The 13,397-nt window shown below is 69.4% G+C and carries 5 protein-coding genes; 4 read left to right on the forward strand and 1 reads right to left on the reverse strand.

The window, feature by feature from the left end:
- The first annotated feature begins 52 nt into the window (after positions 1 to 52).
- Entirely contained in the window at positions 53 to 964 is a 912-nt protein-coding gene (locus MSPGM_RS10585) for a transporter (protein ID WP_003603840.1), read from the forward strand.
- Positions 965 to 1,201: 237 nt separating this feature from the next.
- Here the strand turns inward: MSPGM_RS10585 and MSPGM_RS10590 are convergent, their stop codons facing one another.
- On the reverse strand, positions 1,202 to 9,586 hold the full coding sequence (locus MSPGM_RS10590) for an ExeM/NucH family extracellular endonuclease (protein WP_261926368.1): 8,385 nt from the start codon (positions 9,584 to 9,586) through the stop codon (positions 1,202 to 1,204).
- 421 nt (positions 9,587 to 10,007) lie between these two features.
- Here MSPGM_RS10590 and MSPGM_RS10595 point away from each other — a divergent pair, with 421 nt between their 5' ends.
- From MSPGM_RS10595 to MSPGM_RS10605, 3 genes are all read left to right on the forward strand, one after another.
- Complete coding sequence (locus MSPGM_RS10595; RefSeq protein ID WP_004447264.1) at positions 10,008 to 10,871, forward strand: acyl-CoA thioesterase; 864 nt, start codon at positions 10,008 to 10,010, stop codon at positions 10,869 to 10,871.
- 262 nt (positions 10,872 to 11,133) lie between these two features.
- The gene (locus MSPGM_RS10600; protein WP_004447263.1) at positions 11,134 to 11,472 is read left to right on the forward strand and encodes a P-II family nitrogen regulator; all 339 of its coding nucleotides are present in this window, start codon (positions 11,134 to 11,136) and stop codon (positions 11,470 to 11,472) included.
- A gap of 132 nt (positions 11,473 to 11,604) precedes the next feature.
- Complete coding sequence (locus MSPGM_RS10605; RefSeq protein WP_004447262.1) at positions 11,605 to 13,101, forward strand: ammonium transporter; 1,497 nt, start codon at positions 11,605 to 11,607, stop codon at positions 13,099 to 13,101.
- Positions 13,102 to 13,397 lie beyond the last annotated feature (296 nt).

Consider the following 13,397-nt stretch of genomic DNA (forward strand, 5'->3'; position numbering starts at 1 on the left):
ACACATGACTGCATCGACGCCGGGGAGCGTGCGTGCCCGTCATAGGAATATTATGCTAAAGGGGGGGTTGAGGGTGGCTACTGCATCGAGAAGAGCGGCCGGTCGGCTGAGTTTGGCCTTGGCTGCGGCCGGCATTGTGCTGGCAACGCCGGCCGGCGCGGGGTCGGTCGCGCAGCCCGGCGGATCGATCGGCATTCCCGCGGGCGCACAGATTCCCGTCGGTTTGTACTTCGTCGCCGTGCCGAATTACGGCGTCCGCTACACGTTCCCCGCCTCGTCGGATCTCAACGTCAACACGGCCACCTTCGCCCTGTCGACGCCGTGGTCCGTGCTCGGCGCGCGGCTGCAATTCATCGTCTTCAACCGCTCCGCCGTCTCGGCGAGTGCGCGGGGGGCTCCCTCGTCCACCGGCCTGGGCCAGAGCCTGTACGCGACGCAGCTCGCCTGGAACCTCGGCAACGATGTCGGCGTCAGCTATTTGCTGGGCGGCTATGTCCCGAATTCCACCCGCTTTGGCCCTCAGGAGGGCTCGCTCACGCACCGTTTCGCCGTGAGCTACACCGGGAACGGCTACAATCTGACCGCGAACCTGCTCTACGGTCACTTCCTCACCGACCGTGCCCTGAACGGCACGCGGGCCTTTCCCGACTATCTCAACATCGATCTCACCGCGACCAGGCGATTCGGTAAGTTCGAATTCGGTCCCGTGGCCTATGCTTCGGCCGATCTGCCGGTCGGCAACGTGCCGGGCTACCGGCGCCAGAGCCAGTTCGCGGTCGGCGGGCTGGTCGGCTACAATTTCGGGCCGGTCAACGTTCAGGCCTACATCACCCGCGACGTCGCGGAGCGCCATTACGGCGGCCAGGAGACGCGGGGCTGGGCTCGGCTGATCGTGCCGATCTGGCAGGACAAGGGCGAGGTCGCGCCCAACCGCACGCTCGTGACCCGCCAGCAGGGACAATAGCGAAGCGCCGCGGTGTTGCGCGTGCCGTCGATGGGCCGCACGCGACCGCGGCACCGCCGGAGCGGGTTGGAAGCCACGGCGGTCTCGGCGTCACTCCGTCGAACCGCCAGAGGCTCGGTTAGGCCGCTTGGCTCAGTGCGCTGTTGGGCTTGCGCTCAAATGCCGCCTGGGCTTGGCGGATACGGCCTTCGGACCGCGCCGGGGGGCGCGGTCCGACCGGGATGGGACGGGTCGGCCTCAGCCGAGGCTGCCGCCGCCGAAAGTGCCATCGGCGAAGGTCGAGCGGCCCTCGTAGAGCCCGTATTGCAGGAAGTGCTGCATCGGGTCGATCTTGGCCGCCGCGACATCGGTATAGGTCGAGAGGTAGGTCGAGGAGTCGAAGTCGGCCGAGGGATCGCGGCCCTCCTTCCAGCCGTACTGGTCGTAGTGGGTCAGCGGGTTGAGGCCCGCCGCCTTCACGTCGCCGTAGGCGGCGAGATAGCCCTTGGTGTCGAACACCGCGTTCGGGTTGCGGCCCTCCTGCCAGCCGTACTGCTCGAAGTGGCGGGCGGCGAAGGCGAAGGTGTCCGTGGTCCCGGCCGCCTGCGCGACATCGGCATGGGCGAGCAGGTAGTACTCCGCGTCGAAGCCGCCGCGGATGTCCCCGCTGCGTCCGACGGCGTCGTGGATCGCGCGGCCCTCGGCCCGGCCCTCGGCAAGGTAGTGCGCGAGCGGGTTCAGGCCGGCGGCCTTCACGTCCGGATTGGCCGCGAGATAGAACTCGTTGTCGAAGCGCACGCCCGGATCGCGGCCTTCCTTCCAGCCGGCCTGCTCGTAATGGTCGAGCGGGTTCGCCCCGGAGGCTCTCACCTCGGGATTGGCCGCGAGATAGCCCTTGGTCGAGAAGAAGGCATTCGGGTCGCGGCCCTCGCGGGCACCGTATTGGGCGTAGTGCGCGTCGGCGTCCTGGCCGGCCTGGAACACGTCCTTGTTGCGGGACAGGTAGAACAGGTCGTCCACGAGCGGCTGGCCGTCGTTCACCACGATCGTGGCGTCGGAGAACAGGTAGCGCTCGAAGCCGCTGACGAGGTCGCGGCCATCCGGTCCGGTGATGGCCGTGAGGCTGCCGGCCTCCGTGACGGTGACCGACGCGAAGCTCGTGTTGAACACCAGCGTGTCGTTGCCGCGCCCGCCCGACAGAAAGTCGTTGCCCGCGCTGTTGACGATGATGTCGTCGCCCGCGCCGCCGAAGAGGCGGTCGGCGAAGGGCGTTCCCTGCAGCACGTCGTGACCGTCGGCTCCCGTCCGGCTGACGCCGCGGGCGAGCACGCTGTCGGAGCGGGCCGCAAGGTTCTGGATCCGCGCGTCGGCCGCCGGCGCCGTGTCAGACTGCGCGAAGGGCGTCACGCTGTGGAACGCCTTGAGGTACTCGGCGAGCGCATCCTGCTCGCTGCCCTGGGCTGCGAAGGTCGCGGCGTTGGGCAGCGAGGCCGGCGCGGCGCTGCTCAGCGCCACCCGGTTCTCGCCATAGGCCGGGAAGGGGTAGTTGTCGCCGCCGAGCCCCGGGGCCGTGCTCGTGCCCGTGGTGAGGAAGTCGAGGGTCACCGCGCGGATGCTCCGGTTCGCATCGCCGACGAGCTGGCCGTCCTGCACCAGGGTGTCGATGAGAAAGCCGTCGGCATCGACGATTGCCGCCGAAATGATCCGCTGCCCCTCGCGGGTGACGGTGCCGTTGACGTCCACGGTCTGGGCCTGCCGGGTCGCGTCGAACGAGAAGCTGATCCCGCCGATCTGGGGGAACGCGCCGGGCGTGGCACCCGGAGCGGCCGAGGAGACGGCGTGCTCGAGCACCCGCTCCAGCTCGGAGGCGGTGACCGTGACCATGGCGAGCGCGTTGTTGAAGCGCAGCGAGTTGGTGACGTCGAGCTGCGAGATGTCGCCCGCCGCCTTGCCCGCCGCCGGGTTGGCGGCTGGGGGAAGCTCCGCCGTGCTGCCGCCCGTCGTCGAGAACGAGCCGATCGAGTCGCGGATGCCGCCGCCGTTCTTGATCGAGACCGCGACCGCCCCGTCGAACTGCTTGGCGTACCAGAGGTTGGCATCCGCCGTGAGGTTGCCGAGGTTGGTCTCTTCCGTGCGGACCTCGCCGCGGCGGCCTTCCAGGTACACGCTGGAGCGGCCGAGGATGTTGCCGTCCTGCTGGCGGATGATGTCGGCGATGCCCGCGGTCTCCTGGATACCGTCGTTGTTGACGTCGAGGCCCTCGATCACCTGCTGCACGAGGAAGCCCTTGGAGCCGGGCGTGAAGGCGGCGGCGGTCGAGCCGTAGAGCTGCGTCACCGTGGTGTCGTCCACCGCGACGGCGCCGGAGGTGGCCGAGTTGATCGAGTCGCGGATGACGTGGCCCTGGTCGTCGAAGGTGACGTTGAGGCGGCCGACATAGGAATACTCGGAAGCGGTGTTCACCAGGGCTAGGGTCTGGCCGGACGCGTTGGTGAAGAATTGCGGGTAGCCGCCGCCCGCCCGGTCGCCGGACAGCAGCCGGTCGTCGGCATCGGCGAGCAGGGTGTGGGAGCCGCCGCCGATCAGCACGTCGACGTTGCGCAGGAGCGGGGCCAGCGCCTGCTCGTTGGCAAGCTGCTGCAGGTGCGTGCCGACGATCACCTTGTTGAGGCCGGGATTGGCCGCGAGCACCCGGTCGACCTCGGCGTTGATCTGGCTCGCCAGCAGCGCGATCTCATCGCGGCCGGTGAACCCGTCGACCGTGACGTTGCCGAGCGTGCTGATCAGGGGGTTGATCTGCGTCGTCGCGCCGATGACGGCGATCTTCTCGCCGTTCTCGACGAGGATCGTCGAGCGGGCGATCTTGTCCGCGCCGGTGCCGGTCTGGGTCGAGGTCGGGCCGGTCTGGGCGAATGCGGCGAGGTCGCCGTCGCGGTGCACGAGGCCCGACAGGGCGGCCTCGCGGGAGAAGTTGAGGTTGGCCGACAGGTAGGGAAATTGCGCTCCGAGCCAGGTGTCGTCGGCGGCGCCCGCCGCGGCGCCGAGATTGGCGCCGATGATGTTGGCGACCTCCGTCGGCCCGCCATCGAACTCGTGATTGCCGAACACCGCGGCCTGGACGCCGACGATGTTCTGGATGGTGATGTCGGCGCGGCCGGGGGAGGCCGCGAGCCGGCCGTAGGCGCCGGCGCCGGAGAGCCCGTAGAACTGGTTGTAGACGCCGTTATAGGTCGCTGCCATCTGCGGGTCGGCCCCCGCGATGTAGAACGGGCTCGGGATCCAGGCATCGCCGGTCGAGAGCGTGATCGAGTTCGGCGTCGTATCTTCGAGCCGATCGACGATGGCCGCGAAGTTCGCCGCGCGCTGGGTCGCGAGCAGCCCGCCCTCCCAGTCCGAGGCGTGCAGGATCTGGAGCGTGTAGGTCATCGGTTTGGCCTGCTCGGTGGTGAAGTCGAAGCGGTTCTGGGGGATGGCGGCGGAGGCGTTGCCGGCCGCGTCCGTGAAGGCGCCGGCCGGCACGATCACGTCGTAGGCGGTCCCGGGCCGCAGATCGGCGCTCGGGTTGATCGTCACGGTGTCGCCCGCGATCGCGACCTGCGCGGTGTCGGAGGTCGCGATGGTGCGCAGGTCGCCTGCGCCGTCGCTGAGGGTGATGCTGCCGGTGCCGGCCCGGACCGCCTCGCTGAAGCGCAGGACGATGTCGGCGTTCACGGCCACCCGCGCGGCGTCGTCGGCCGGCGTCGAGGCGGCGAGGACCGGCGCGGTCTGGTCGAGGCGCAGGCCGACGAGGACGGGATCGTGGTCGGATTCCCGCGCGGGCGAGCGGCCGTCGAAGGAGCTGGGCGAGCGGCCGAAATCGAGGTTGTAGTCGATCGCGTCCGCCTCGTCGGCGTTGATGTGCCACTCGGTGACGCCGGTGACCTGCCGATTCAGGCTCGCGCTGGCCAGGGCGTGGTCGAGCGCGCCGTAGGCCCCATCGAAGACGTAGGAATACGGGTTGGCGAGACGGTCCTCGGCGAGGTTGGTGAACCCGGCCGCCTTGAGGATGTCGAGCGCGTCCTCCTTGAGGTAGGCGTTGAAGTCGCCGAGCAGGAGCGTGTCGCTGTCCTGGGTGCCCGTCGGCCGCATCGAGACCCACTGGGCCAAAGCCGTGGCCGCGAGTTCGCGCTGCTGCTGCCAGGCGCCCTGGCCGTCGCCCTGGTCGGCATCCGCGCCGGTCCCGGTGCCGCCCTTGGACTTGAAGTGGGTGATGATTGCGGTGAAGTCCTCGCCGGTGGCGATCTCGTTGAAGGTGACCGCGAGCGCGGCACGGCTGGTATTCGCGCCGTTGAAGAGGTGCCCGATCGTGCTCCGCTCCAGCAGGGCCGGGTTGAAGGCCGCCACGTCCGTGTCGTCGAGCCGCTCGATCGTGGTGTTCATCGCCACGCTGACCTTGCTCGGCTTGTAGATGAAGCCGACTGCGATCGCGTCGCCGCCGAGGAACTGGCCCTGGTCGAGCTGCGCGCCCGGATTGACGGAGGCGTAGGTGCCGGCGCCCGCGCGCAGGTTGAGCTGGCCGACGAGGTGTTCCAGCGCGTTGCCGGGGTCGCCCGGGCGGAACTGGTTCTCGATCTCGGTCAGGCCGAGCACGTCGGCCCCCGTGCCGATCAGGGTCGTGACGAGCTTCTCGGTCTGCCGGGCGAGTTCTTCCGGCGAGTTCGCGCCGCGCGGCTCGAGACCGATCGCCGTGCGGGCGGCCGAACCGGTGTCGAGCGTGGTGAAGTAGTTGAGGACGTTGAGGCTGCCGACCTTGAGCGTGCCGCCGACCGGGTCGGGCTCGGCGGGGCGCGGGTTGGCCGTGACGAAGCGGTTATCGCCGTCGTCGATGGCTCGCACCCGGTAGGCGCCGGCCGGGCCGAAGCCGAGGGTGCCGGTGAGCCCGGTCACGGTGTCGCCCATGCGCGGCGCCGTTGCGGTGGCATAGACCGGGCCGAAGCCGTCCAGATTCTCGACCGGCTGGTTCTGGGTGTTGAGGCCGTCGTCGTAGGTGATCGAGCGCGCCGCCGTCTGGGCGAGATAGGTGGCGTAGGCCGCCGCGTTCGGCTCGAATTCGTTGGTGAAGGTCTCGGTCCGGCCGCCAGCGGCGAGGCGGATCTCGTTGAAGCGGTCGAGGTTGAACTGCTCGGTGATCGAGAGGGTCTGGGCGAAGCGGACCAGCATGCCCTCGTAGCGCTCCAGGTCGGGCTGCGCGGTGGTGCCGGTGCCGATGACCCCCGCCGCCGGCAGCTCGACGGCGACCGCCGAGGCCTTGACCTCGGCCGGCGTCAGCCCACCGGCGCGCACCACTTGGATCGCCGCGGCGTTCGAGACCGCGATCTGGGTCTCGCCGTTGAACTCGGTCACGGTGCCGGTGACGCGGACCCGGTCACCCTCGTTGACCTCGACGAGGCGGTTGCCGGTGCCCTCGAAGACGAAGACGCCCTCCGAGGTCAGCGGGTTGCCGTCCTGGTCGGCCGCCTCTTCCTGCAGGGAGAAGCCGCCGAGGTTGCGCTTGGTATCGGCGTCGCCGTTCTGGAAGTCGCCGACGACGATCGCTTCGACCGTGACGGTCCGGCCGACCAGCGGGCTCGCCGCGCCAGCCCCCTGCACCGCCGAGATTAGGCTCGCGTCGTCGTTGACGATCGTGCCCGTCGCGGTGCCCGCCGCCGGGCGCACGGCCGCCGCGATGCCGGGCTGGTTCGAACTGGCGCTGCGCAGGGTCAGGGCGAAGGTCTCGTCCGCCTCCGGCACGGCATCCGCTTGGACGCGGACGCTGACCTGCGCGGAGGCGGCGCCGGCGGCGATCGTGCCCGTTACCGGCAGCGGCAGGGCCGGGGCGCCAGCGAAGTCGGCCCCGTCGGCCGCGTTCGCACCGCTGCCGGTGATCTCGGCGGTGAAGGTGACGGCGCCCAGCGTGCCGTTGCTGCGCTCGACCGTGAAGGTGAGCACGGTCTCGCCCGTGTCGCCCTCCGCCCGGCTCACGGCGAGCGAGTTCGCGGAAAAAGCGACCTCCTGGGTGAAGCCCTGGGGCAGGGCCGCGTAGACGACCGCGCCACCGTTGGCGACCTCGTTGGCGCTGACGAGAAGGGGCGTGCCCGTCGGGTTGCGGTCGGCGGCGATGAAGGTCAGCACCTCCGGGCCGAGATCGGTGGTCGCGCCGGGCCGGGGCGGGACGTAGGAGACGTAGGCCGCGTTGGCTGGGTCGGTCACGTCGTAGACGATGACGCCGCTCTGCCGCTCCAGGCCGACGAAGGCGTAGATCCGCCCGTTGACCGTCCCGATCGTGATGCCTTCGGGCTCGGGACCCTTGTTGTCCGAGCGGTCGTCCGGCGTGTTGCCGGTGACCTGATCGTTGTTGAACCGCTCCGGCGCGATCTGCGCGAAGATCTTCTCGAATTCGCCGCCGGTCTCGCGCACCTTGGTGATCGTGCCGTCGAGGTTCTGGCGGAAGATCGAGATGCCGCGCCCGCCCAGCGTGTGGAGCTGGTCGATCACGCCGTCGCCGTCGGTGTCGCCCGTGCGCAGCAGGACGTTGAGGCGGGCATAGGCCGGGTCGGCCTTCAGCGCCTGAAGCTCCGGGGTCAGGCGGCTGTTGGCGATGCTGCTGAGCCGGGCGACATCGCCCGTGTCGTCGCCGCCGCCGATGACGCGCTGGTCGCCCTCGTTGGCCGTGACGAAGTAGGTCGCGCCGCCCGTCGCGAAGCTCGCCACCGCGTCCGGCTGAAGCAGGCCGTAGATCGGGGCGTTGGCAGGCGTCGCCGCGATGCGGATCGAGGGCGTGCCGACGCCTTGCGAGTTGGCGGGCCCGTCGCGGTCGGAGGCGTCGAACTCGTTTCCGGCCAGCGAATGGTTCACCGACCCGAGCGGCTGGATCGCGATGGGAGCCGTGCCGGGATTGGTCAGATCGATGATCGCGACGCCGTTCACCTCCTGCAGGGTAACGTAGGCGAAGCGGTCGTCGGGCGAGATCGCGATGTATTCGGGCTCGATGTCGGCCGCCGCGCCGTTGCCCGGCTTGATGGCAAGGCCGCGGGCGCGAAGGGTGGCCTCGCTGCCGTCGAGCCCTTCGAAGCCGACGGTCGCCATGACGGCGGCATTGGCCGCACCGCCCGAGACGTCGATGATCGAGACGCCGCCGACCGGGTTGCTGGTCGCGCTCGCCTGCTCGCCCTCGTTGGCGACGAGGATCCGGCTGCCGTCGCGCGTGAACACGATCTGGTCCGGGCCGACGCCGACGGTCAGCGAGCGCAGCAGCGTCCCGTTGGCATCGAACAGGGCGACCCGGCCCGGCACATCGCCGGCCGCGTTGGCGTAGGCGACGGCCACGAGGCCGTTGAAGACCGCAACCGAGTTCACCGCGCCGTATTGCTCGAGACCGGACAGCAGGATCTCGCCGGCCTTGCTCAGAGCGCCGGTGGCGTCGAGCGCGGTGATCTCGATGCGGTTCTCGGCGGTGTTCTGGATGTAGAGGCGGCCCGTGCTGGAATCGTAGGCCACCACCTCCGCGTTGGGGGCGGCCGACGTCGCCGGATCGTTGGTGGCGGCGTAGGCGCCGAGCCGCACCAGTTGAAGCGCGTTCGTCGGCACCGGGGGCGCCGTGGCGCCGGAGACGCCCTGGAGCGACGGGGCCGACTCGAAGATCGCGGTGCCGCCGATGCGCGGGCCGGTGTCGTCGTTGATGAGGGTGCCGGTGCCCTGGCCGTCGGCCACCGTGGCGCCCCGGACGTTCGAGACCGTGACCGTGAAGGTCTCAGTCGGCTCGATCACCGTGTCGCCGAGGAGGTCCACCGTGAAGGTCGTGGCGGTCTGGCCGGCCGCGATGGACTGGCCGGTGAGGGCCCGGGCGACGTAGTCGCTGCCGGCGTTGGCGCTGCCGTCGGCGGTCGCGATGTCGAAGCTGACGCCGCCCGACGGAGCCGGCGCCGTCAGGGAGACCGTGAAGGTCAGCTGCCGGGTGCCGGTATCGCCCTCGGCCACCTGGATATCGTCGATCGACAGGGCCGGGATGGTCGGGGCGGCAGTGATCGTGAAGGCGCTGTAGCCGGGGGCGCCGATGCGGACCGTGTCGCTCTGGGACCAGGATCCGGCGGCGCCGATCGCGGTCAGGAGTCCGTCGCGGGTGCCCGAGAGGGTGCCGGCGTAGCGGCCATTGTCGGCGCCCAGCGCGACGGCGGTCTGCCCGAGGACGAGGCCGGGCGGCAGGGCCGAGGTGTTGGCGTTCGTGCCGTTGGCCGCGAAGCCGGTTGCTCCGTCGGCGAAGTTGATCGCGTACAGGAAGGTCGGGTTCGCGGCGGTGCCCTGATAGGCCAGGATCTGGTCGCCGTCGGTGCTGAACGAGAAGTTCGGGGCGAGGGCCGCCGTGTAGACGGGGCTGTCGGGGCCGCCCGCGCTGCCGTCGGATGTCGGGTGGACCACGGTGCCGGCCGCAACGGCCGTCGGCGCCGTGTAGGTGTAGGTGCCCTCGCTGGTACGAAGCGCGTTGCCGCTCGAACTCCAGCCGTTATCCGTGAAGCTGATGGCTGTGCCGGCCTCGATGTCCCGCAGGACGACGAAAGCGAAATCGTCGGGGTTGTCCGCATCGTACCCGACGATGGCGATGTCACCGGCGGCAAGGCTCGTGGCCATGGTACGTCTCCAGGCGGCCGAGCAGTCCTGTCGCGGCTGCCGCGTGCTGCGAAGCAAAGGGGTTCGCCCGGGGCCGAATCCGCACGCCGATCCCGACCGCCCCGCGAGGGACGATCACGGTCCGGAGGCACGGTTTCGGCTCGTTTCCGCCCCGGCCCCTCGCTAGCGCCGCTCCACAACAGTCCTGTGAAGCTTTTCGGACAATCGGCGGCTTCGGCCGGCTCCGCGGCACGCAGGCACCAGCCAGACCTTCGCACCGGCCAGACCTTCGCACCGGCCAGGCCTTCACAACCCGCGCCGCCCGCCTCATCACTCTCCACCCCGTGCGGACGGTGCCTTCGGGCCTCCGCGGTGCCGCCGCGCGGGTCAAGCCGACCGGGCCGTCCGCCCCTCCTCGTTCGAAAGCCGCAGCGAAGCCGCCATGCCCGACCCCGTCGATGCGCTCCTCGCGATCCTCGATCTGGAGCGCCTGGAGACCGATCTGTTCCGCGGGATCAGCCCGCGAATCGGCTGGCCGCGGGTGTTCGGGGGGCAGGTCGTGGCGCAGGCGCTCGTCGCGGCCTCCCGCACGGTCGAGGCGCCCCGCCCGCCCCATTCCCTGCACGCCTATTTCCTCCTCGGCGGCGATCCGGCGGTGCCGATCGTCTACGAGGTCGAGCGCATCCGCGACGGCGGCAGCTTCACCACCCGCCGGGTCAAGGCGATCCAGAAGGGCCGGGCGATCTTCGCCATGTCGGTCTCGTTCCACGTCACGGAGGAGGGCGTCGATCACGCCGCCGGTCTTCCCGACGTGCCGGGACCGGGCGCGCTGGCGGATGCACGGACGCTCGTCCGGGACGGCGGCAGCATCGTACCCGAGCCGATGCTCGCCTACTTCACCCAGGCTTGGCCGATCGAGCTGCGGCCAGTCGAGACCGAGCGCTATCGCGACCGCAGCCCGAGGCCCGCGCGCTACCATGTCTGGATGCGCGCGACGAAGCCTCTGCCGGACGATCCGGCGGTGCACCGGGCGGTGCTGGCCTACGCCTCGGACATGACGCTGCTCGATTCCACGCTGATCCCCCACGGCCGCACGGTGTTCGACCCCGAGATCCAGTCGGCGAGTCTCGACCACGCCCTGTGGTTCCACCGCCCGTTCCGGGCCGATTCCTGGCTGCTCTATTCGCAGGACAGCCCGAGCGCGTCGGGCGCTCTGGGCTTTGCCCGCGGTACGTTCCACGACGAGGAAGGGCGGCTCGTCGCCTCCGTTGCACAGGAAGGGCTGATCCGCTCCCGGCGCAGCTGAAGCGAGCCGGTTCGCGCGCATTCTGCCGCCCAAAAGTACTTTATGCCGATATTTTGTGCATTATCTGCGGCCACGCTGCGCGATGGGGCGCCACGGCTCGCTCACGTTCTGGGCAGCGCTGCGAAAGTGGAAATGGTTCCGCTTGGCACGGTCCTTGAATGAGGGCGCCCGGCTGCGGGGTCATTCCGATCCCCGCGGAACCGCTGGGTCTCGGCCGGTGCGCGGCCGGCGGTGAGACGACAGGACAAAGGGGGCGCCGCCCATGAAAATCGTGATGGCGATCATCAAGCCGTTTAAGTTGGAGGAGGTTCGCGACGCTCTGACCGGCATCGGCGTGCACGGCCTGACCGTGACCGAGGTCAAGGGCTACGGCCGGCAGAAGGGCCACACCGAGATCTACCGCGGTGCCGAGTATGCCGTGAGCTTCCTGCCCAAGCTCAAGATCGAGGTGGCGGTCGCCGCCGACCTCGTGACGAGCGTGATCGACGCGATTGCGGGTGCCGCCCGCACCGGCCAGATCGGCGACGGCAAGATCTTCGTGATGCCGCTGGAGAAGGCGGTTCGCATCCGGACCGGTGAGACCGACGCGGACGCGCTCTGACACTCTGTCCCGCATCGCTTTCCTCTTCGATGCCCTGACAGCTCTTCACCCGTTCCGGCGGAACGCGCCCGGCCGCGCCGCCCACCCATTCTCCTCAGCGCTCGACGCACTGCGATCTGGAGCTTCTTGTCCATGAAACTTCGTAATCTTCTCGCGCTCGGACTGGGAGGAGCCGCCCTTGGCCTCCTCTTCGTCGAGCCGTCGCTCGCGCAGGCGCCGGCGGTCGAGCCCGCCGTCACCGCGGCCGCACCGGTGCCCAACAAGGGCGACACGGCGTGGATGCTGCTCTCGGCGATCCTCGTCCTGCTGATGACCGTACCCGGCCTCGCCCTGTTCTACGGCGGCCTCGTGCGCACCAAGAACATGCTCTCGGTGCTGACCCAGATCTTCGCGATCGCCTCGATCGTCTGCCTGCTGTGGGTGACCTACGGCTACAGCCTCGCCTTCACCAATGGCGGCGGCCTCAATGACTTCGTCGGCGGCTTCTCGAAGGCCTTCCTCAAGGGCGTCGACGCCAACTCGGTGGCGGCCACCTTCTCCAACGGCGTCGTGATCCCCGAATACGTCTACATCTGCTTCCAGATGACGTTCGCGATGATCACCCCCGGCCTCATCGTCGGCGCCTTCGCCGAGCGGATGAAGTTCTCGGCGCTGGTCGTGTTCACGATCCTCTGGGTCACGCTGATCTACTTCCCGATGGCCCACATGGTTTGGTACTGGGGCGGTCCGGACGTCTTCGCCGACGCGGCCCGCAAGCTCGCCGCCGCCGGTGGCGAGGCCAATGCCGCGGCCAAGGCCGAGTACGACGCGGTGCTGGGCGATGCCGGCATGCTCTTCAAGTGGGGCGCCCTCGACTTCGCCGGCGGCACCGTCGTGCACATCAACGCAGGCATCGCCGGCCTCGTCGGCTGCCTGATGCTCGGCAAGCGCATCGGCTACGGCCGCGACCTGCTGGCTCCGCACTCGCTGACCATGACCACGATCGGCGCCTCGCTGCTCTGGGTCGGCTGGTTCGGCTTCAACGCCGGCTCGAACCTCGAAGCCAACGGCGCCGCGGGTCTGGCGATGATCAACACCTTCGTTGCCACCGCCGCTGCTGCCGTCTCCTGGCTGTTCGTGGAATGGGCCGCCAAGGGTAAGCCGTCGCTCCTCGGCATGCTCTCGGGCGCCATTGCCGGCCTCGTCGCCGTCACCCCGGCCGCCGGCTTTGCCGGCCCGATGGGCTCGATCGTTCTGGGTCTGGCCGCCGGCGCGATCTGCTTCGTGATGTGCTCCACCGTGAAGAACGCGCTGGGCTACGACGACTCCCTCGACGTGTTCGGCGTGCACTGCATCGGCGGCATCCTCGGTGCCATCGCCACGGGTATCCTGGTCTCGCCCGATCTCGGCGGCGCCGGCATCCCCGACTACACCACCAAGCCCGGTGAGCTGACCGTCGGTGCCTACGACATGGCCGCCCAGGTCATCATCCAGGCGAAGGCGGTGGGCTTCACCATCCTGTGGTCCGGCATCGGCTCGGCGATCCTCTACAAGCTCGTCGATCTGACGATCGGCCTGCGCGTGACGCAGGAAGAAGAGCGCGAGGGCCTCGACATCGCCGACCACGGCGAGCGCGCCTACAACTACTGAGTGAGGGCCTGCCGTCTCGGCAGGCATCCTGAACCAGGGCCTCGGCGGTGATTCGCCGGGGCCTTTTTTGTGTCGCGTGGTTGATGCCGAGGCGTCTTCCACCTTGTTGCTCCGGGGCTTGGCGGCCGGCTTAGTCAACAAAACGTAAAGATCGCATCCGGTTTTGAGGCGATTGTGCAGTTTTGTGCGCCTCAAAAGATGTTGTCTTCGCGCAACACTCTCCGCCCTCAGGTTGATATAGGTCAAAAACGCCCAAAAAATAGGCACTTGCGCAAAACTTCATTTTGCGGCGCGGC

Origin of the sequence: Methylorubrum sp. GM97, from assembly GCF_024347855.1 — a bacterium.
In the GTDB taxonomy this organism is placed as follows: Bacteria; Pseudomonadota; Alphaproteobacteria; order Rhizobiales; family Beijerinckiaceae; genus Methylobacterium; species Methylobacterium extorquens.

Coding starts and splice junctions, on each gene's coding strand:
- MSPGM_RS10585 (WP_003603840.1), top strand. CDS start 53: ATGCTAAAGGGGGGGTTGAGGGTGGCTACTGCATCGAGAAGAGCGGCC.
- MSPGM_RS10590 (WP_261926368.1), bottom strand. CDS start 9,586: ATGGCCACGAGCCTTGCCGCCGGTGACATCGCCATCGTCGGGTACGAT.
- MSPGM_RS10595 (WP_004447264.1), top strand. CDS start 10,008: ATGCCCGACCCCGTCGATGCGCTCCTCGCGATCCTCGATCTGGAGCGC.
- MSPGM_RS10600 (WP_004447263.1), top strand. CDS start 11,134: ATGAAAATCGTGATGGCGATCATCAAGCCGTTTAAGTTGGAGGAGGTT.
- MSPGM_RS10605 (WP_004447262.1), top strand. CDS start 11,605: ATGAAACTTCGTAATCTTCTCGCGCTCGGACTGGGAGGAGCCGCCCTT.